The sequence below is a fragment of the Paenibacillus sp. BT-177 genome (assembly GCF_025846815.2).
GTDB lineage: Bacteria > Bacillota > Bacilli > Paenibacillales > Paenibacillaceae > Paenibacillus > Paenibacillus polymyxa_C.
In genome coordinates this window covers 133,585-153,649 of record NZ_JAOYTP010000006.1, presented here as the reverse complement: position 1 = coordinate 153,649, position 20,065 = coordinate 133,585, and the positions used below count along the sequence as shown (strand labels likewise).

At 47.2% G+C, this 20,065-nt stretch carries 16 protein-coding genes; 7 read left to right on the top strand and 9 right to left on the bottom strand.

The features are described from left to right. The first annotated feature begins 36 nt into the window (after window positions 1-36). Complete coding sequence (locus OIU26_RS18585) at window positions 37-714, top strand: ABC transporter ATP-binding protein (protein ID WP_264217640.1); 678 nt, start codon at window positions 37-39, stop codon at window positions 712-714. Further along, window positions 711-3,251: an ABC transporter permease gene (locus OIU26_RS18580; RefSeq protein WP_264217639.1), complete on the top strand. Its 2,541-nt coding sequence runs from the start codon at window positions 711-713 to the stop codon at window positions 3,249-3,251. The genes OIU26_RS18585 and OIU26_RS18580 overlap by 4 nt, the downstream gene beginning before the upstream one ends. Window positions 3,252-3,361: 110 nt before the next feature. On the opposite strand, the gene OIU26_RS18575 is transcribed toward OIU26_RS18580, so the two are convergent. Further along, window positions 3,362-3,892 carry a GNAT family N-acetyltransferase gene (locus OIU26_RS18575; RefSeq protein WP_264217638.1) on the bottom strand — a complete coding sequence of 177 codons (531 nt, stop codon included), beginning with the start codon at window positions 3,890-3,892 and terminating at the stop codon, window positions 3,362-3,364. 251 nt (window positions 3,893-4,143) lie between these two features. Here OIU26_RS18575 and OIU26_RS18570 point away from each other — a divergent pair, with 251 nt between their 5' ends. Then, a complete protein-coding gene (locus tag OIU26_RS18570; RefSeq protein ID WP_264217637.1) occupies window positions 4,144-5,118 on the top strand; it encodes a ring-cleaving dioxygenase in 975 nt (324 codons plus the stop codon). A gap of 160 nt (window positions 5,119-5,278) precedes the next feature. Here OIU26_RS18570 and OIU26_RS18565 read toward each other — a convergent pair whose 3' ends face one another. The 4 genes from OIU26_RS18565 to OIU26_RS18550 form a co-directional block, all read right to left on the bottom strand. Next, window positions 5,279-6,976, bottom strand: a complete 1,698-nt coding sequence (locus OIU26_RS18565) for a M3 family oligoendopeptidase (RefSeq protein WP_264217636.1) — start codon at window positions 6,974-6,976, stop codon at window positions 5,279-5,281. A 238-nt stretch (window positions 6,977-7,214) separates the two neighbouring features. Continuing rightward, entirely contained in the window at window positions 7,215-8,024 is an 810-nt protein-coding gene (thiD, locus tag OIU26_RS18560) for a bifunctional hydroxymethylpyrimidine kinase/phosphomethylpyrimidine kinase (protein ID WP_016820369.1), read from the bottom strand. Between the two features lie 197 nt (window positions 8,025-8,221). Then, on the bottom strand, window positions 8,222-9,628 hold the full coding sequence (locus tag OIU26_RS18555; RefSeq protein WP_264217635.1) for a DNA-binding protein: 1,407 nt from the start codon (window positions 9,626-9,628) through the stop codon (window positions 8,222-8,224). A gap of 252 nt (window positions 9,629-9,880) precedes the next feature. Continuing rightward, window positions 9,881-11,782: a bifunctional 2',3'-cyclic-nucleotide 2'-phosphodiesterase/3'-nucleotidase gene (locus tag OIU26_RS18550; RefSeq protein WP_264217634.1), complete on the bottom strand. Its 1,902-nt coding sequence runs from the start codon at window positions 11,780-11,782 to the stop codon at window positions 9,881-9,883. 254 nt (window positions 11,783-12,036) lie between these two features. On the opposite strand from OIU26_RS18550, the gene OIU26_RS18545 reads away from it, so the two are divergent. The 4 genes from OIU26_RS18545 (at window position 12,037) to phnE (OIU26_RS18530) (ending at window position 15,522) form a co-directional block, all read left to right on the top strand. After that, window positions 12,037-13,005 (top strand): phosphate/phosphite/phosphonate ABC transporter substrate-binding protein, encoded by a 969-nt coding sequence (locus tag OIU26_RS18545; protein WP_013373161.1) that lies wholly within the window; start codon window positions 12,037-12,039, stop codon window positions 13,003-13,005. A 101-nt stretch (window positions 13,006-13,106) separates the two neighbouring features. Continuing rightward, the gene (gene phnC, locus OIU26_RS18540; RefSeq protein ID WP_029514360.1) at window positions 13,107-13,877 is read left to right on the top strand and encodes a phosphonate ABC transporter ATP-binding protein; all 771 of its coding nucleotides are present in this window, start codon (window positions 13,107-13,109) and stop codon (window positions 13,875-13,877) included. Beyond that, window positions 13,874-14,728, top strand: coding sequence for a phosphonate ABC transporter, permease protein PhnE (phnE, locus tag OIU26_RS18535; protein ID WP_264217633.1), 855 nt, complete (start codon window positions 13,874-13,876; stop codon window positions 14,726-14,728). The genes phnC and phnE (OIU26_RS18535) overlap by 4 nt, the downstream gene beginning before the upstream one ends. Next, a complete protein-coding gene (phnE, locus tag OIU26_RS18530) occupies window positions 14,725-15,522 on the top strand; it encodes a phosphonate ABC transporter, permease protein PhnE (protein WP_025674718.1) in 798 nt (265 codons plus the stop codon). Before phnE (OIU26_RS18535) ends, phnE (OIU26_RS18530) begins: the two co-directional genes overlap by 4 nt. Before the next feature lie 85 nt (window positions 15,523-15,607). Here the strand turns inward: phnE (OIU26_RS18530) and OIU26_RS18525 are convergent, their stop codons facing one another. The 4 genes from OIU26_RS18525 to OIU26_RS18510 all read right to left on the bottom strand — a co-directional run bounded on the left by OIU26_RS18525 (window position 15,608) and on the right by OIU26_RS18510 (window position 19,828). Continuing rightward, window positions 15,608-16,738, bottom strand: a complete 1,131-nt coding sequence (locus tag OIU26_RS18525; RefSeq protein WP_165082596.1) for an aminotransferase class V-fold PLP-dependent enzyme — start codon at window positions 16,736-16,738, stop codon at window positions 15,608-15,610. Between the two features lie 162 nt (window positions 16,739-16,900). After that, window positions 16,901-17,776 carry a sulfate ABC transporter permease subunit CysW gene (gene cysW, locus OIU26_RS18520; protein ID WP_264217632.1) on the bottom strand — a complete coding sequence of 292 codons (876 nt, stop codon included), beginning with the start codon at window positions 17,774-17,776 and terminating at the stop codon, window positions 16,901-16,903. Window positions 17,777-17,849: 73 nt separating this feature from the next. Next, window positions 17,850-18,683 carry a sulfate ABC transporter permease subunit CysT gene (gene cysT, locus OIU26_RS18515; RefSeq protein WP_264217631.1) on the bottom strand — a complete coding sequence of 278 codons (834 nt, stop codon included), beginning with the start codon at window positions 18,681-18,683 and terminating at the stop codon, window positions 17,850-17,852. Between the two features lie 80 nt (window positions 18,684-18,763). Further along, complete coding sequence (locus OIU26_RS18510) at window positions 18,764-19,828, bottom strand: sulfate ABC transporter substrate-binding protein (RefSeq protein ID WP_436449167.1); 1,065 nt, start codon at window positions 19,826-19,828, stop codon at window positions 18,764-18,766. Between the last annotated feature and the right edge of the window lie 237 nt (window positions 19,829-20,065).

Genomic DNA, 20,065 nt, shown 5'->3' with positions numbered 1-20,065 from the left:
TGGTGATACAGACTATTTTTCATGGAGGAGAAATGAATGACTCTGTTAAAAACTCAGGAGTTGAAGAAGTATTATGGTAACGGGGATACTGCTGTTCATGCCCTAGATGGGGTGAACCTGGAGGTGAAAAGCGGAGAATTTGTGGCCATTGTCGGTACGTCCGGGAGCGGCAAATCTACCCTTCTCCATATGCTGGGTGGACTTGATCGTCCGACAAGTGGAAACGTTACGATTGACGGTAAAGATATTTTCGCATTAAAAGATGAAGAATTGACTATATTTCGCAGACGAAAAATTGGCTTCGTGTTTCAAAATTACAACCTGGTACCTGTTTTAAATGTCTACGAAAATATTGTGCTTCCGATTGAACTGGATGGTAAAGAACCGGACAAAACCCACATAGATAAAATTGTACATACCTTGGGTCTGGACCAAAAGTTGAATAACCTGCCCAACAATCTATCGGGGGGCCAGCAGCAGCGCGTAGCTATCGCCAGAGCATTGGCAGCCAAGCCCGCGATTGTTTTAGCAGATGAACCCACCGGGAACCTGGACAGTAAAACCAGTCTGGATGTGATGGGATTGATCAAAGTATCCAGCCAGCAGTTCCGCCAAACAATAGTGATGATTACCCACAACGAGGAAATTGCGCAAATGGCAGACCGGATCATCCGTATTGAGGACGGTAAAATAGTCGGCGGTGATACAAAATGATCAAGGTAAAGAACAAAAAAGCAATCCGCAAGCTGGCAGATAAAAGTTTCAAAGTAAACAAAGCCCGTAACCTCATTGCTATTGTTGCTATAGCACTAACCTCATTGCTATTTACAACACTGTTCACTATGGGGATTGGCGCTGGGGAAAGCTTACAACGGGCGACCATGCGTCAGGCAGGTGGAGATGGGCATGCCGTACTTAAATATATAACGGATGACGAATTTAATCATGTCAAGAATCATCCGTTGATCAAGGAAATAGCTTATAACCGTATATTAAGCGACGAAGTTAAAAACGATAAATTTCTAAAACGTCACACAGAGTTCTGGTATTACGATGATGTAGGGATGAAGCTCGGTTTTATTGAGCTTAAAGAGGGGCACAAGCCTGTCGCAGAAAATGAAGTGATCGCAGACTCCAAGACGTTGCAGCTATTGGGTGTTCCTTTGGAGGTTGGAGCACCTTTGAGGCTAAAGCTTGACATACGAGGTAAAGAAGTGCAGCGTGATTTTATCCTTTCCGGCTGGTGGAAAAGCGATCCTGTGTTTAACACAGGACAAATATTCGCCTCCAGATCCTATGTCGATGCTCATGCAAAGGAATTACAAAGCACCTATAAAAAAGATCATTTCTATACAGGAACCATTAGTGCATATATGATGTTCGACAATAGCTTTGATTCGCGAGGAAAGCTCAATAAAGTGATTACCGAAAGTGGATATTCGCTTGACGAAGATGCACCGAACTATATCGCGAGTAATGTAAATTGGGCATACATCTCAACCAATTTTAGTCTAGATACAGAGACCATCATAGCGTTAACTTCTGCCCTGTTACTGATCATGTTTACCGGTTATTTGATCATCTATAACATTTTTCAAATATCGGTGATGCGAGATATCCGTTTCTATGGTCTTTTAAAAACGATTGGTACAAGCGGCAACCAGATTCGTCGGATCATTCGCAGACAGGCGTTAGTTCTTTCAGGGATAGGAATCCCGATTGGATTAATAGCAGGTTTTTTTATCGGTAAATCACTCGTGCCTTTTATTATAAATATGAGTGTATATAACGGTACTGAGATATCGGTATCCCCTAACCCTTGGATTTTTGTCGGATCTGCTCTGTTCGCGCTCATTACTGTAATGATCAGCACTTTCAAGCCAGGCAGAATTGCGGCAGCTGTCTCGCCAGTTGAGGCAGTAAGATACACAGACGGAAATACCAAGGGCGGCCGTAAGCTGAAAAAATCCACTGAAGGCGCTAAAATGATCCACATGGCTCGCTCCAACTTGGGGCGCAATAAAAAACGCACCGTGTTGGTAGTCATCAGTCTTTCGTTAAGCCTTGTACTTCTTAACACGGCCTTCACCCTGTCTCAGAGCATTGATATGGATAAGTTTGTATCCAAATTCAATGACACTGACTTTCTCATTGCTCATGCTGAATATTTTCATCGCCCCTATTTTAGCGGCCCTAAAAATGGGACCTCCGAGAGTTTTATTCAGGCTGTACAGACACAGCCCGGCTTTGAAGAGGGCGGTCGCTTGTACGGCGGCAGATTAGTGCTTACTGTCGAGAATGGAAAATACACCAATGAGGACGATGAGACAGATTCTCGCGGCAACTTCATCGCGGCAGTATATGGGCTGGAAGATTTACCACTGCACCGGTTGCGATTACTAGACGGTGAGCTTGATTTTGAGAAGCTGGCTTCCGGTAAGTATATATTGGAAGGGGTAGATTTAGATGACCATGACATCCCCCAGATGGAAAAGGCTCTGTATAAGGTGGGTGAAAAGGTCACGCTTCACAGTTATATGGGAGCAGCAGAAGCTCCGCTGGATAAAGAGTATACTACGCATGCATTCACAGTACTTGGTCATGTTGCAATTAAATATAGTACCAATTCTGATCGCCGTTCAAGTAAGTATAACTTCTATCTTCCGGCGAATATTTACAAGCCGCTTGCGGAGCAGCCTGCTGTGATGAGCTACGCCTTTAATGTATCCCCTGATCAGGAAGATGCCATGGAGAGCTTTTTAAAAAGTTACACCGAAACTACAGAGCCAGTAATGAACTACACATCCAAGTTTACTTCAATGAATGAGTTTTCAGGTATGCAAAACACCATCATGATGATCGGAGGCACGCTCAGTCTGATTATCGGCCTGATTGGTATCCTCAACTTTGTAAACGCAATTCTGACGAGTATATTGACACGGCGTCAGGAGTTTGCCATGCTGCAAAGTATCGGCATGACCAAAAAGCAATTGCGGGGTATGCTGATTTATGAAGGGCTATATTATGTTCTCGGCACCGCCCTATCCTCCATTTTATTAGGGATCATATTCTCTATTTCAATTGTGAAGCCCCTAAGCAGTATGATGTGGTTTTTGAGCTATCACTTTATAATCTGGCCACTTCTAGTCTTGTTGCCTTTACTGTTCTTGCTTGGGATACTTATACCAATAGCAGTCTATTCTATGAATAACAAACAAAGTATTGTGGAGCGGCTTCGAGAATCAGAGTAGATGCACTTAAAATATGAAAGTAAAATACCCATGAGCGCCAAAAAAGATGACTCCTGATCCATTCAGAGGTCATCTTTTTATGCCTAGAAAGGTTCTTATTTGCAGAACAACTATCCCCTCCACTCTTCCCGTAAAAGCCCCATTCGGATCGAATCATAATACTCTCCATTATAATATCTGCACTTGCGAAGCCTGCCTTCCAGGGTCATGCCCAGCTTCTCTCCAACCTTCATCATCCGATGATTTCCTGACCAGGTTGTAAAGCCTACTCTTACTAGAGGCAATGTATTAAACAAATGGTCGATCCACAATCGAAGTGCTCTCGTACCATAGCCACCACTCCAATACCCCGAATCATAAATACCTATCCCCATTTCAAGCCATTGGGAAGGCTGATGCTCCCAATAGTAGCTTACTGATCCAATGATCTTGCCTTCCACTTCAATGAGCCAAAAGTCATCTTGTCCGATTCGCTTTTCCTTCTCTTTTAAATACTCCTCAAAGGAAAGCTTCTTATGCTCATAGTAGGGTGCATCCCATTGCTTCCATTCCGGTGCTTCTTCCTTGTAAGTTAATGTCCAAAGGGCATGCAGGTCTTCTTCTGTAACAGGCCTAATCGTTAAATCCTTATCCGTATACATCGCGTACACCCCTTTAAATCATAAAATGCTCATTTCTATGTCGGGTTATATGATGCTTTATTGTATCTGCTTTTGCATAATATCGAGTATCTAGTTTATCTATCTTTGGAGCCAGCGCATAATTCATGTTGACAAACAATCAAAAATAATATATCTTAATATCAAGATAATAAATATAAAGAAAAATTTACGGCAACGGTTTATTTTGCTTTGAAAAACCTAATCATATAAAAACCAAGGAGGATAATGACATGAAACTTTTAGGATTGCATCACGTTTCGGCGATTACAGCGGCAGCGGCTAAAAATGTTGATTTTTATACTCAAGTATTGGGACTTCGGTTGATCAAGAAAACGGTGAACCAGGATGATGTTAGTGTGTATCACCTCTTTTATGGAGATGAGCGCGGAACCGCGGGTACGGAAGTCACTTTCTTTGAAATTCCACATGCTGGACAAACTCGTACAGGGAATAACAGCATTTCAGCGCTCTCCCTGCGGGTACCAAACGACAAGGCACTGGACTACTGGAAAAACCGCTTCGAGCAGCTGAATGTAAAACATGGCGAAATTACGGACCAAGCGGGACGCTTGGCGCTTTCGTTCGAGGATTTTGAAGGACAACGCTTCTTCCTCGTTTCAGATGAGCATGATCACGGAGTGCGGGGCGGCACGCCTTGGGAGAAAAGTCCTGTTCCTGCCAAATACGGCATTGTTGGACTTGGGCCGGTTCATCTGACGATTCCCAAAGTGGAGAATACCATCCTTATTCTTGAACAAGTGATGGGCTTCCGCAAAAAAGGCTCCTACCCTTCCCCTGTTGCCGGACAACCGGATGTGGTTATCTACGAAACAGGTGAAGGCGGTACGGGAACTGAAGTTCATCTGGAAGAGCGCAACGATCTGCCACAAGAACGACCAGGACGCGGCAGTGTGCATCACGTTGCTTTCCGTGTTGAAACCGAGGAAGAGCTCAAACAGTGGGTAGACCGTATTGGGCAGCTGCAAATCTCCAACTCGGGTTTTGTAGATCGCTTTTATTTCCGTTCCTTGTACTTCCGTGAGCCAAATGGCATTCTGTTTGAATTGGCTACCGATGGACCTGGCTTTGACACCGACGAGGAATTAGAGTTTCTGGGTGAATCGCTGGCATTGCCTCCATTCTTGGAGCCGCGCCGCGCATCTATTGAAGCTAATCTCAAACCATTGAACACCAAACATGAATAGGATTATATTTGCTCTAAAATCACACAAAGCCGGGACTCCTACATCATGTAGAGGTTCCCGGCTTTTTTTCGTGCAACCGTCCTGCTTTCACCTAAAAAAACATGTCATCTGCATGCTTTTCAGCTTTGACAGGTAAGCAAAATGCCCTTTTTAATTATGCTTACAGCTTTTTATCATCCACGCTGTTCAGCCATGCTTCGATTTCTCCGATTACTGAGGCAATGCAACCATCTTGGAATGGCGAGATGAGTCCAGCCAGCTCAACCAATCCGGTAAAGGATCGACTTCCCCCAGCACGACACAGCTTCAAATAATCTTCCCACGCCGCTGTCCGGTCGATACTCATGCGTTTCCAGAATTGGAACGCGCACAGCTGCGCGAGTGTATAGTCAATATAATAGAACGGAGATTGAAAAATATGTCCCTGCTTGTGCCAGAATCCGCCCTTTTCGAGGTACTCGTTGCCTTCATAATCCAGATGCGGTTTATACTTACGTTCAATGGAGCGCCATGCGCTTTTACGTTCGGCTGGGGTCCAATCCGGATGTTCGTATACGGCATGTTGGAATTCATCCACGGCTACGCCGTAAGGAACGAACAGCAACGACGAAGATAGATGTTCAAAGTGATATTTGTCCGTATCTTCCTCGAAGAACAGATTCATCCAGGGCCATGCAAAAAACTCCATGCTCATAGAGTGAATCTCAGCCGCCTCCATCGTTGGCCAATGGTACTCGGGAATTTCAAAATGTCGGCTTTCATAGACCTGGAAGGCATGACCTGCTTCATGCGTCAATACGTCGATATCACCGGACGTACCATTGAAATTGGAGAAAATAAACGGCGTGCCATATTCGCTCAAAAATGTACAATAGCCTCCACTTTGTTTTCCCTTTTTGCTGATCAAATCCATTAATCCACGTTCGATCATAAAGCTGAAAAATTCATGTGTTTCCGCTGAAAGCTCCTCATACATGCGTGCTCCATTACGAAGGATCCACTCCGGGTCACCTTTAGGCGTAGGATTGCCTGACAAGAAGTTGAAGCCCTCGTCGTAATAACGGAGCTGATCTACTCCGATCCGCTCGCGCTGGCGCTCTTTCAGCTTGGTTGCCAGAGGAACGATGTGCTTCAGCACCTGCTCGCGGAAATTGGCTACCATCTCTGCGTTGTAATCTGTACGTCCCAAGCGGGCATAGCCCAATTCTACAAAGTTGTCATAGCCCAGCTTGTGTGCCATGCGTGTACGTACCTTCACCAGTTCATCATAAATCCGGTCCAGCTCGTCCTCATGCTCACTCATAAATTGATACTTGGCCTCGGAGGCCTGTTTGCGTGTCTCGCGGTTGGTTGCCATTTCAAATGGCAGGAGCTGTGACAATGTGCGTTCTTCCCCCTCGAACGGGATCTTCGCTGAGGCAATTAATTGGGCATATTCCGAAGTCAACTTATTTTCCTGCTGCAAATCCTCAATGATATCCGGGTGGAACGACTTGAGCGCCACCTCGGCAATACTGAAAAGCTGGCTCCCCCATTGGCTCTCCAACTCAGCTCTAAATGGAGACTCCACCAACGCCCGGTAATAATCGGTTACATACTCTTGGATAACCGGCATGAAATCATCAGCGTACTCTTGCTCCGCTTTGTAAAAAGCATCTTCCGTATCAATGGAGTGCCGAACTTCCACCAATTGCAATTGCGTTTCCACGTTACTGCGCAGCTTGTTAATCGCATGAATAACTTCATTTTGACGTTCTACATTGTCCGCTTCACGAAACTGCTGCAACAGCATTTTAAACCGCTGTTCAATTTCAGGTTGCACTGGTCGGCTATAAGCCATTTCGCTGAATAATGTCATTGCTTCGTTTCCCCCTTTAATGTAATAAATCTGATGCCTATTATACAGTACGATTAGACCAAACTGGAAGCTGGAATGCCAAAATAATACAACCTTAAAAGCCGCAATACCATGTATTGCGGCTTTTATGCCTCATCTAACTCTATATATCAAAAAGTCACTGTAAAAAAACAATCTAATATATATCCAGTCTAATGGAGATTTATAAGTATCTCTAGGATCGCAGACCTTCGTACCTTTATTGATTTTGCAAACGGTGTGCCACATGCAGGGTCGGACCAACAAATTCATTAAGCTTGAAGCCACCTTCAATGGCCTGTGTAATGAATTTCTTGGCCTGATCCACAGCTTCACGTACAGTCAGCCCTTGTGCCAAACCAGCCGTTACCGCAGCCGAAGTGGTACAGCCTGCACCGTGGGTAAAGTTGGTTTGTACAACATCCGCTTCAAACCAGTCAAAAGTGATTCCGTCATACAGCAGATCCATCGCTTTACCTGCGCGAATTTTGCCACGGTCCTTGATCAGCACATGCTTAGCACCACGCTCGTGGATAATAGCAGCCGCTTCCTGCATCTGCTCCAGTGTGGTGATCGGTCCTTTCTTCGCCAGCTGCGAAGCCTCGAACAAGTTCGGTGTTACCAGATCAGCGCCAGGAATCAACAATTCCAGCATGGCCTCTGTATTTTCCGGCTGAAGCACTTCATCCGTGCCTTTGCAGACCATAACCGGGTCAATCACAATCCGTTTCAGATCATGCTTTTTCAAATGGCTGGCAACCAGTTCGATGATATCTACAGAACCCAGCATCCCGGTCTTCATTGCATCAAAACCGATACCTTCCAATACAGTACGCAGCTGCGCCTCAACCACGTCCAACGCAACAGGATATACAAGATGGTTCCAGGTTTTAGGTTCCATCGCAACTACGGTAGTCAATACAGTCATGCCATATACGCCAAGCTCCTGAAAGGTTTTCAGGTCCGCCTGAATACCTGCTCCGCCGCTTGTGTCGGAGCCGGCTATCGTTAGTGTTTTGGGAATCGTCATTAGTACATGCTCTCCTTCACTTTCTGTGCTGCATTTATCCTAATCCTGCATGCGAAACTTGTCAACGCGCAAAACAGTCCTTTCCATACGAAAAGTCACAAGAACCAGCAACAGCTAAAAAACGAGAATATCCCCCTTTGAAATGAGAACATCCTCGTAAGTACGTGTTATATGAAGAATTTGAATGAAATTTAGACTTATAAATACCCACCCGTACTGTGATCATAGGCATGATCTTTTTCATTTGCCCGTACGCCGAGGCAAAAACTCTGATACAACTGCTGCTGTCTTGGGGTAGCAAAATTCCGGTGCTGCTCAAATAAAGCCATACAACCAATGATATGCTCGGTATAGCTGTTATCGACAGACAGTTGCAGGCAATGTAGTGTTTGTTCCAACCCTTCGGGGTAATCGCCTTTTCGAAAATAATATTCCGCATACACCTTACAAAAGGAGGCAAAGCGAAATGCATTAAAGTGCTTGCGATAATGTGTGTCCCATTGTTCCGGGGCAAGCTCCCAGAAACTCTTGAGTTGCTGGCTGAACAGCTCCAGCTCGGCATCCACGAAATAACCAAACCGATTCGCTGATTCGAGCAACGTATTCAAGCCTTCCAATGTCTCATCCGGATGCTCGCGCAGGTAAGTAATATATTCATAGATTGCAGAGGTGTTGCCCATTTTGATTTCTATACAAAGTCGGTTGCCCTGTGCATATACACGATGCAGGTTGACTACTTTCCAGCCTTCCTCGTCCAAACCCTCAAACCAGCTTAAATCTGCATAACCTTCAATCCATTGCTTGGATTCCTCATATCTACCCTGAAACTCATAGCAGCTGGCCTTGAGCAGATGCCCTTGAGCATAGTAATAAACGAGCGGCTTAAGCAGCTCCAGGTGCTCATCTCCAAAACGGTTCCGATTGCGATACAATGCCTGCGCCAGCTCTCTTAGCTCGTCCGCATACATTTCCATCTCGGACCATTGCATTTTTAAAGCAAACACTTGAGATAGCATATGTAAGCCTTCCAGTGCATAAATTTCCGGTAGACGACTACGGTATAAATGGAATTGTACAGCAGCCTTCAAGTTCCGTTGGTTATCCTTAATCTGAATCTGGAATATGCGAAAATAGCTAATCGCCAACCGTTCGGAGTGGGTATACTTCTCACTCTCAATAACACAATCATACAAAAGCATGGAGGCTTCATGTCGGCCATCCTCAAACATCGCTTCTGCAGTCTCAAAAATAGCCGGAATATTTGATAAATCGTCCATCAAATAGCCTAGCACACTGCGTATACAGTCCAGCTTGTTCAACTCTGAGCAACGAAGAAGAAATGGACGCAACCTTCTCCAGTGGGGCAAGGAATGAATAAAACACTCATCTACATACATCTCGAACAAAGATCCTTCTTCCAATCCCATCGCCTCAGTAATCAGATCAAGCTGATTAACTGAAATAGGCCGTGGTGGGTTTCGGTTAAGTATACCGCTAAGTGTACCCGGATTTACCTTGGAAGCATCTGCAAAACATTGCATCGAAATACCTTCACTTTGAATATACTTTTCTATCTGTGCGCGGATCGTGGTGTTTTTTTCCAAAGGGACACCCCCTCAAACGAATGATGGTGACTTTTTCATTACCTTTTAAACCAAAATTTGTTTAATCAAAGTATATGTCTAATTATACGAGAGGTCAATAACTTTAAACACGACTCAGGACATACAAAATCACGAGTTTCGTACGATTTTAAATCTGTTTTATGAAAAAAGACCGTCCTCTGAGAGACAGTCTTTCTCTATTATTTTGATGCTGTGGACTTAGAAGATCACAACTTGCAAAATGATTTAGAATCACCGAAAATCAAGAGCAAACTTAGCATATCCTTCTACCGTCAGCCCTTCATAAAGCAACTCAGAATAAGCATTGGCGACATGCGTTGCTTGCGGCGAGGTTAGGAACGTCACATGTGGACGACCCGACCATGGGGCGAGGGACCAGTGACCGTCAGCCTTTGGCGTCAACGTCTTCATATGCCGCACATACTCAGTCAGCACATGTCGGTTCTCATCCGGGGAAGCCAGTATAATTCGCTCTCCACCCGGATTAACCAGCGCAGAGGAGAATGCGCGATAGTTATTCGTAACAACCAGATAACTCCGCTGCATATCCATTGGTTCCCCTTCAAAAGACATATGAATGATTCTGTGCGCTTCTAGGTCCTTTAATTCCCCGGCAGTATCATATCTGGCTGGCTGTGTTACATCAATCTGATACGTGATGCCATCGATGATATCGAAATTAAAGCTCGGAAAATCAGAATTAATCAGCTCTTGTTCCTCCTCTGCCGAAGGATCAATTTGCCGGAATTGACCAGCAGACCACTCAAGCCACTCCCGAATTTCCGCTCCGCTCAACCGAACGACATGCAGCGTATTCGGAAAATTGTATAGATCGGCAATATGCTTGATCGCCAGTGTTCCCGCCGGAATATCGGTATAATACGCCGGACCGTATCTTCCGCCTGTTTTAAAAGGAGCTGCTGCCGACAGAACGGGCAACCCTTCATACTCGCTCCCTTGTAGCTGCTGCTTCACATACCAAATTTGTGCATCATTGACGAGCTGAACCGAAGCATCATCCATCACCTGGGCAAAAAAGCTGTTCACCGCTACTGTCGTTCGACCTACAGGTGCACGAATATAATCCAGTGTTCCAGCATGTTCAGCTGCTACCGCCTGCTGAATAGCAGTATCTGGTTGGACGAGTGCTTCCTTGCGTATCGGGTCATACACCGGGCGTACCTCGGCAGCAGATGCAGCCACTTGCCACTTTCCTCCAATAAGAGCCAGATCCAGATCAATGATACCCAGATGATCTCCCCAGAAGCCCGGCTCTACTGCTGGAATGCCATGAATGGTGCCCTGCTCTGCATTAACACCTGTCATACCTATAAACGAAGGGCCAGGAAATACTTTATGTGCATGACCAAACACAATGGCATCGATCCCTTCCACCCTGCTCAGATGCAGCACCGCATTTTCCATATTCGGAGTTTCGGGAATATCCTCAAAGCCTGCATGAGGCATAGCAATAATGAGATCGGCTCCCGCTGCCTGCATTTCTGGAATAAATCGTCTGGCAGTTTCCAGCATATCTTTGACGATAACTTTCCCTTCCAGCCATGCCTTGTCCCATTGCATAATTTGCGGAGGTACAAAGCCGATGACACCCACCTTCAGCAGATGCTTGTTGCCTGCTTCATCCTCTACTGTCTTATCCAGCAATCGATAAGGCGTAAAGTAGTTTTGTTCTTCCTTTCCTGCTATATAAATGTTGGCATTCACGTAAGGAAATTGCGCTCCTCGAAGACAAGTCTGCAAATATTCCAACCCATAGTTAAATTCATGATTACCGATACTGCCTGCCTCGTATCCCAGCAGATTCATTGCTTTATAGGCGGGATGCACCTCACTTGGGTCCTGTTGGAGCCGCTGTACAGCGTAATCTCCCATTGGATTCCCCTGAATTACATCTCCGTTATCCAGCAGCAGGTGATTGGGCACCTCTGCCCGGGCCTTATGAATCAGACTCGCGGTTTGCGCCAGACCATAATGCTGCGTTTCCTGATCCATATAGTAATCATAATTCCACAAGCTGACATGCAGATCGGTGGTAACCATAATGCGGAATTTCACCTTCCCAGCACCTGCATGTTCCCGCCCTGTCTTATCATTAACGTCCAAAATATCCAATCTTGTTCTCTCCCTCAGCTTCGGTCATAGAGCTTGAATAAGTCTAACAAAGCACTGTTAAGAGAATGTTAAAATAAGCAATTCGCTTAAGTACAGCCTACGGCCTCTAGCAAATGATAAATTTTACATCATTTTTACCAAAGTCAGGAGTGCTTTTTACCCTACCTGTGGGACTAGCTGTTAAGATTTGGTTTGTCACTGAATTTACAGGTTTTTTAAATTTTCGTTATTACGATGTTTAGGGGGAAATTATTTTGTTCAAAAAAGCACTGACCTTGTGCATGACCTTCACACTGGCAGCGGGTTTAGCCGCTTGTGGCTCAAATGCAAGCAATAACAACAGCGCCTCCACTCCGGGTACAGATGGCTCTAAAAACGAAAGCACAGCCTATGTCCCTAAGGAGTTAAAGGTACAATTCGTTCCTTCTCAAAATGCAGATACCCTCGAAGCCAAAGCTAAACCGCTCGAAAAACTGCTGGGGGACAAGCTCGGAATCCCGGTGAAAGTAACCGTATCTCCTGACTACAATACGATTGTGGAAGCCATGTCTTCCAAACAGGTAGATGTAGGGTTCCTTCCGCCTAATGCTTATGTACTGGCACACGATAACCGTAAAGCGGCCGACTTGCTCCTGCAAGCTCAACGCTATGGCATTGAAGATGCCACAGGCAAGGACACGACTGAAAAAGTAAACTTTTATAAAGCAATGATCGTGGTGAAAAAGGATTCTCCAATTCAAAGTCTGGCTGATCTGAAAGGCAAGAAGGTTGGCTGGCAAAATGTAACCTCCTCCGCAGGCTATGTGTACCCCGCAGCAGAGCTGAAAAAAGCTGGCGTGGACCCGGACACAGATGTGCAGGGTGTGACGATCAAAGGCCACGACGCTGCTATTCTGGCACTGCTGAACGGTCAGGTTGATGCTGTCGCTGTTTTCCAGGATGCACGTAACACAGTGAAGAAGGAAATCCCGGACGTATTTGAAAAAACACGTGTCATTCATTACACAGCTAAAATTCCAAATGACACCGTCAGCGTACGTTCTGATATGGATCAAACATGGAGAGACAAAATCGCCCAAGCCTTTATTGACATTGCTAACGACCCTGAGGGCGGCGAAATCATTAAAGAAATTTACACCCATGTAGGTTATGAAAAGGGCGACGATAAAAACTTCGATTCTGTGCGTGAATACGCCGAAGCTGTCGGCCAAGCGGTAAAGTAACAGGTACGAAACAGGCTTTACGAATGACAGGGCAGCACCGTCCATGTATTCATGGCGGTGTTGTTTTCATTCCACCCTATCGGGGAGAAAGTTGGGAGCATATGATTGAATTTCGAAACGTATCGAAAACATACCCGAACGGCACCAAAGGGTTGAATAATATTAATTTGACGATTCAGGAGGGAGAAATGGTCGTCATTGTCGGCTTATCCGGTGCGGGTAAGTCCACCCTGCTGCGTTCCATTAACCGACTGCATGACATCACGTCCGGGGACATCGTTGTAGGCGGCAAGTCTGTTACGTCTGCCGGAAGCAGCGAGCTGCGGCGTATTCGCCGTGATATCGGTATGATCTTTCAAAGCTTTAATCTGGTTAAGCGTTCGACGGTGCTTCGCAACGTACTTTCCGGCCGCGTTGGTTATCATTCGACGCTGCGGACCATTCTCGGTCTCTTCCCGAAGGAAGATATCGAGCTGGCACTAACGGCGCTAGAACGCGTGAATATCCGGGAAAAAGCTTACAGCCGAGCCGATGAGCTGTCCGGTGGCCAACAGCAGCGTGTATCCATCGCGCGTGCTCTGGCGCAGGAGGCTAAAATCATTCTGGCAGACGAGCCTGTCGCGTCGCTTGATCCACTGACCACCCGCCAGGTGATGGACGATCTCCAGCGAATCAACCGTGAAATGCAGATTACGACCATTGTCAATCTGCATTTCATTGATCTGGCGCGCGAATATGCAACACGGATCATCGGATTACGCGCTGGAGAGGTCGTCTTTGACGGCACACCGGAGGAAGCTACGGATGAAGCCTTTGCGGAGATCTATGGCCGGGCCATCAAGCATGATGAACTGCTGGGAGTGGGATCATGAACCCCGACTCTACTGTCCAGCCGCTCTCTTCGACGCAACCGTCACCATCTGCTGGACCGCCCCAGCCAAGTAAGCCGCCCGCAGGGCCACCTTTGCCAGGACGCTACAAGCGTTACGCCACCTGGATGATTTTTATCGTGGTGCTGGTAGCCTGCTCCATTCATACAGATGCCACGCCTTACCAATTGATCGTTGGCTTACCGGAAATGGGCAAATTGCTGGAGGAAATGTTTCCTCCAGACTGGAGTTACCTGCCTACCATCTGGAAACCGATGCTGGAAACGATCCAGATCGCTATTGTCGGCACGACACTGGGAGCTATATTAGCAATCCCTGTCGCGTTGCTGTGCGCCTATAATGTGATGCCGCGCAAGCTGATCTCGCTGCCGATGCGCACGATCCTGAATCTGGTACGGACGATTCCCGATTTGCTGTTTGCCTCGATCTTTGTGGCTGTATTCGGCATCGGACCGTTTGCAGGGATGCTTGCCCTGCTCTTCTTCTCCTTCGGGATCATAGCCAAGCTGACCTTTGAGGCGATTGAAGCCATTGATCCCGGACCACTGGAGGCTATGACTGCTGTTGGTGCAAGCCGCATTCAAGTTATCGCCTTTGGTGTGGTTCCGCAGGCATTGCCTTATTTTGTGTCGTACTTGCTGTATACCTTTGAGGTTAATGTGCGTGCAGCATCTGTTCTGGGGCTCGTTGGCGCTGGCGGCATCGGTCTGCTGCTTGACCGTTCCCTTGGGCTGTTCCGATATGACCGGGCAAGCATTATTATTCTACTGACCCTCGTCATCGTCCTCGCGATTGATTACGGCAGTAACCTGCTACGGAGGAAGTTATTATGAATGATCCTACGCTTCGCAGACCTATTGGCTCCCGCCTGCGCTTTTGGGCGTTAGCTATTCTGCTAATTATCATTTACATTTGGGCTTTTCGCGGGATGCAGTTTGAAGGATTACAGGGGACGGCCAAAAGCGTCTCTGTCGCGATATTGGACGGTTTCCTTCATCCCGACTGGTCGTTTGTCTACATCCCTGAGGGGGAGGATTTGCTGCGTGGGTTGCTGGATACGCTGGTTATTTCAGTGCTCGGAACCTTCGTGTCCGCATTTGTCTGCCTGCCGTTTGCCTTTTGGGCATCCAGCAATATGAGCCGTCTACGCCCTTTATCAGGTAGCGGGAAGTTTGTACTTAGTGTCATCCGGGTATTTCCCGAAATGATCGTCGCCATTCTATTCATTAAAGCCGTAGGTCCCGGCTCGTTTGCAGGTGTGCTTGCCCTCGGCATTCACTCCATTGGCATGCTGGCCAAGCTTTTCTCAGAAACGATTGAAAGTGTGGATCACGGGCCGCAGGAAGCTCTGATCGCGTGCGGTGCCAACCGTTGGCAGGTCATTTTCTTCGCCGTGCTGCCGCAGGTGATTCCACAGTTTCTATCCTATTCGCTCTATCGTTTTGAAATTAACATCCGGTCCGCAACCACGCTCGGTCTGGTTGGTGCAGGTGGTATTGGTACTCCGCTGCTGTTTGCACTCCAAATGCGCAACTGGAACCGTGTAGGCGTCATTTTACTCGGCATTGTAGTCTTGATCATTTTGACGGATCTGGTATCCGGCTGGTTGCGCAAACGGATCGTGTAATTAAAAGTCTCTAAATCAACAAAAGTCTCTCCGGTGTAAAAGGGACCTGCTATGCCCCCATTCACTCGGAAGAGGCTTTTGCTGTTCAACAACTCCCAGCTAATTCATCTATGACCCGCCGGACTTCCTCTGCCGTATTGTAAAAATGCGGAGCCACACGAATAATATCCTTTCGTGCCGACACAATCATATTTCGGCTCCGCAAACGCCTCTCTACCGCCGACACATCGGCTACTTCAACAGCGAGCAGACTTGGTAAAGTGCCTCCTCGATCAGGTATGCGCATGTGTAACCCTTTGCTACGTCCATATTCAACAGAAAAGTCCAACAGTTCATTCATATAGGTCTGAATGTTCATGACCCCAATTTCCAACAGTAGCTTTAAGGCTGCATTAGCGGCAAAAATGCTAATGAAGGAAGGTAATCCTGTCTCAAAGCGGCGGGTTCCCGCTGCCGGAACCGGATGAGCAATATCAAACCGGGAGGCGGGCTCCTGTCCGAGCCAGCCCGTAAGACGGGGCTTGAAGCGCTCTATTCGGTCCTTGCTTATATAAAGAAAAGCCACTCCCGGTATCCCCAGCATATATTTGCGTGCTCCCGCGACCAGAATATCTATTCCCATCGCCTTTACATCCACCGGAATCATTCCTGCAGACTGATAGGCATCCACGAACAGTAACGCCTGATTTCGGTGAGCTATATGTGCAATGGATTTGAGATCATGCTGAAACCCGTTGGTATAATTCACATGGGACACCATAATAAGTGCAGTATTCTCCGTAACATGCTCCTCATACTGCTCTATGGTTACTTCTCCCTCCGTAGAAGGGATACAGCAAATATGATCACGAAACATCTCCTGTGCCTGCCAGATGTGTCCTACCGTCGGAAAGTCGGTATCTGCATACACAATCCCTTCTTTTCCGGGTGCATAAGGAAGGGCAGTAGCCACACCAGCAATCGCCTCAGAGGCTGAGGCCATCACCGCAATTTCGTCAGGCTCCGCCCCAATGAGCTTGGCAAAATGCCCTCTGGCTTCTTCCAAACGTGCCATAGATAGGTCGCCGTTAAGACCGTGTTGCAGCAAGCTTCGATGATATTCCTCAATGGCAGCAGAAACCGGTCTCGATATCGCCCCCTGGGAACAGCTCCCTACATGGATATGTGAGGACAGCACCGGAAACAACTGACGGTAGGACTGAAACGGATGTTTCATATTTCCCCTCGCTCCTCCTGGGCACACCAACGTGCCTTGATATGATCATTTTATTATCCATATAAGCCACCTTAGAACAAGGGCCTCTCTTCCCATCTTCTCGCCGTTAACAGACGATAGACACAAAGAGAGGCCCTGTTGGATCATATACACAATTATTAATTAATGCACGCGTTTGCGTCCAAACCAGCTTTTAAGCACCAAGGTTGCCAAAGCAAGTAGCAGCAACAACGAGGCCACTGCAAAAGATGCCGAGAACTGATACTCGTTATACAAAATCTCCACATGCAGCGGAAGTGTATTTGTCTCTCCCCGAATATGTCCCGACACGACGGACACTGCACCAAACTCACCCATGGCTCTCGCATTACACAGAATAATGCCATATAGCAAACCCCACTTGATGTTCGGCAGCGTCACTTTCCAGAAAATGCGCCAGCCGCGCGCACCCAGCGTGACCGCCGCTTCCTCCTCCTGCTGCCCCTGGTCTTCCATCAGCGGAATAAGCTCGCGCGCCACAAAAGGAAATGTAATGAACAGCGTTGCCAAAATAATGCCCGGCAAAGCAAATATAATTTTAATATCATGCTCGTCCAGCCACGGTCCAAGCCAGCCCTGTGCGCCAAACACTAATACATACATCAGGCCTCCGACGACAGGCGAGATCGCAAAAGGTAAATCAATCAAGGTGACCAGCACACCTTTGCCGCGAAAATGAAATTTTGTGATCAGCCAGGCGGCCGCTACACCAAATACCGTATTCAGCGGAACCGTTATCGCTGCCACCAGCAGCGTCAACCGTAATGCAGACATGGCATCCGGATCCCGTAGCGCTTCAACGTATACGCTCCATCCCTGCTTAAGTGCTTCGGTAAGCACGACGATTAGCGGCAATACCAACACCCAGAGCAAGGCTAAAAAAGCAGCACTAATGAGCGTCCACTTTACCCAAGGGGCTTCGGTTGTAACCCTATTGGGCGGTGCGGATGAAGGCACTGGTGCAGAAGCAAGCTCCTGCCCAGTTATCGCTTGTGACATGATGTATCCCTCCTTGAACACGGGGTTAATGCGCAGACCTCTGCTGTCTGCATGCTAACGTTAGACAGTTGCGTTAGACTGCACGGCGCCGCGACCAGCGCTGAAAACTGTTAATCACGAATAACAGTACGAATGAAATGACCAACAGCATCAACGCCACCGCCGTAGCCCCTGCATAGTCATTTTGCTCCAGCTTGGACATAATGAGCAGCGGAGCAATCTCGGTCTTCATCGGCATATTTCCAGAAATGAAGACGACAGAGCCGTACTCGCCAATGCCGCGGGCAAAGGCAAGCGCAAAACCCGTCAGCAGCGGTGGTACCAGTTCCGGCACAATAACGCTGCGGAAGGTACGCCATCTGTCCGCTCCCAGCGTAGCAGCCACTTCCTCCTCATCCTTGTCCAGCTCCTCCAGCACCGGCTGAACTGTCCGTACGACGAACGGAATGCCAATAAACATCAACGCGAGCGTAATCCCCGTCTGTGAGTATGCCATTTTCCACCCAAGCGGTTCGAATAGTGAGCCGATCCAGCCGTTCTGTGCATATAGAGCGGTCAACGCAACCCCTGCCACCGCCGTGGGCAAAGCAAAGGGCAGATCAATGACCGCATCAAAAACTCGTTTCCCCGGAAATTCATAACGCACCAGTACCCAGGCGATCAATAAACCGAGAAACAGATCGATCAGCGCCGCGGCTGCGGCACACAAAAAGCTCACCTTGTAGGAAGCCAGCACCCTGGCATCAGTCGCCACGTCCCAAAATTTCTCCCACGTCAGCCCGGTTGAATTCAGGAGCAGTGCTGATAATGGCACCAGCACCACCAGACTGAGATACAGTACACTATAACCCATTGTTAACCCGAATCCGGGAAGTACGCGTTTTCGGGTGGCTTGCATTTGACTCATGTTCTGTCCATCCCTCTCTGCATCCTTTGACTATGTGGCACTCGCGCCTACCGATCACTCGCCTTTACACTCCACTTATGTTATGAACTACCAGGTACATAAATCTGGTCAAAAATACCCTTGTCACTAAAATGCTTTTGCTGTGTCTCTTTCCATGTCCCAAATACATCCTTCAAGGTTACGAGCTCCAGCTTAGGAAATTGATCCTTGAACTTTGCCGTCACACTCTCCAATGTTGGGCGATAGTAATTTTCGGCAGCAATGGTCTGCCCTTCTTCACTGTACAAATATTTCAGGTACGCGTCCGCCACCTCGCGTGTACCTTTTTTATCTACCACCTTATCGACTACCGCTACCGGAGGTTCAGCCAAAATACTGATCGATGGATATACGATATCGAATTTATCCGCACCTAGCTCCTTCACAGAGAGCAGTGCTTCATTTTCCCAAGCGATCAGCACATCGCCAATTCCACGCTCTACGAAAGTCGTCGTCGCTCCACGTGCTCCGCTATCCAGTACCGGCACATGCTTATACAGCTCCTGTACAAACTGCTGGGCTTTGGCTTCATCGTTATTGTTCTTTTTGAGCGCATAGGCCCAGGCTGCAAGATAGTTCCAGCGGGCTCCGCCCGATGTTTTAGGGTTCGGTGTAATGACCTGCACATCGCCGCGGATCAAATCGTCCCAGTCCTTGATCCCCTTCGGGTTCCCTTTACGTACCAATAACACGATGGTTGATGTGTACGGGGAACTGTTATGCTCATATTTACTTTGCCATCCCTCTTTAACAAGTCCTTTTTCCTGTAACGCATCAATATCATAGCCCAGGGCCAGTGTAACCACATCTGCATCCAGTCCGTCCTGTACAGAGCGGCTTTGCTTGCCAGATCCTCCGTGGGATTGCTTGATCGTGACCTTTTGCCCTTTCTCCTTCTCCCAATGGGCGGCAAACGCTTTATTATATGCTTCATACAACTCACGGGTCGGATCATAAGAAACATTGAGCAACTCCACTTCCTTGGAGCTAGAAGCAGAGCTACCATCCGCCTGCGTCCCTTCCTTGCTTGCCCCACAAGCACTTAGCATCATTGTTAAAACCAAAGATAGTCCGAGAATAAGCCGAATTTTGTGTTTCTTCTTCATCAAGACACCCCTCATTCTATGTAATTTGTAAATACACATTCATTTACGCCTGTTATTTACAGACACAATCAAAAAAAAGGGCGGAGAATTCCCTGATGCAGCCCTGATAGGTCAAACCTGTCGCGTGTACAGTGTCTGCCTGCTGTTCCTAGAGGTTCTCCGCCAGAATGGCGAGGTTATACTTTCATGCTTTAATTCTTTAATTCCTACCTGTTTAATGAGTTATAGGGATATAAT

What these genes read in the sequence shown, in the direction of transcription:
- OIU26_RS18580 (WP_264217639.1), top strand. Translation starts at nt 711, where the DNA reads ATGATCAAGGTAAAGAACAAAAAAGCAATCCGCAAGCTGGCAGATAAA.
- phnE (WP_264217633.1), top strand. Translation starts at nt 13,874, where the DNA reads ATGAACCCCGACTCTACTGTCCAGCCGCTCTCTTCGACGCAACCGTCA.
- OIU26_RS18565 (WP_264217636.1), bottom strand. Translation starts at nt 6,976, where the DNA reads ATGACATTATTCAGCGAAATGGCTTATAGCCGACCAGTGCAACCTGAA.
- OIU26_RS18510 (WP_436449167.1), bottom strand. Translation starts at nt 19,828, where the DNA reads ATGAAGAAGAAACACAAAATTCGGCTTATTCTCGGACTATCTTTGGTT.
- OIU26_RS18570 (WP_264217637.1), top strand. Translation starts at nt 4,144, where the DNA reads ATGAAACTTTTAGGATTGCATCACGTTTCGGCGATTACAGCGGCAGCG.
- cysT (WP_264217631.1), bottom strand. Translation starts at nt 18,683, where the DNA reads ATGAGTCAAATGCAAGCCACCCGAAAACGCGTACTTCCCGGATTCGGG.
- OIU26_RS18575 (WP_264217638.1), bottom strand. Translation starts at nt 3,892, where the DNA reads ATGTATACGGATAAGGATTTAACGATTAGGCCTGTTACAGAAGAAGAC.
- OIU26_RS18525 (WP_165082596.1), bottom strand. Translation starts at nt 16,738, where the DNA reads ATGAAACATCCGTTTCAGTCCTACCGTCAGTTGTTTCCGGTGCTGTCC.
- cysW (WP_264217632.1), bottom strand. Translation starts at nt 17,776, where the DNA reads ATGTCACAAGCGATAACTGGGCAGGAGCTTGCTTCTGCACCAGTGCCT.
- phnE (WP_025674718.1), top strand. Translation starts at nt 14,725, where the DNA reads ATGAATGATCCTACGCTTCGCAGACCTATTGGCTCCCGCCTGCGCTTT.
- thiD (WP_016820369.1), bottom strand. Translation starts at nt 8,024, where the DNA reads ATGACGATTCCCAAAACACTAACGATAGCCGGCTCCGACACAAGCGGC.
- phnC (WP_029514360.1), top strand. Translation starts at nt 13,107, where the DNA reads ATGATTGAATTTCGAAACGTATCGAAAACATACCCGAACGGCACCAAA.
- OIU26_RS18585 (WP_264217640.1), top strand. Translation starts at nt 37, where the DNA reads ATGACTCTGTTAAAAACTCAGGAGTTGAAGAAGTATTATGGTAACGGG.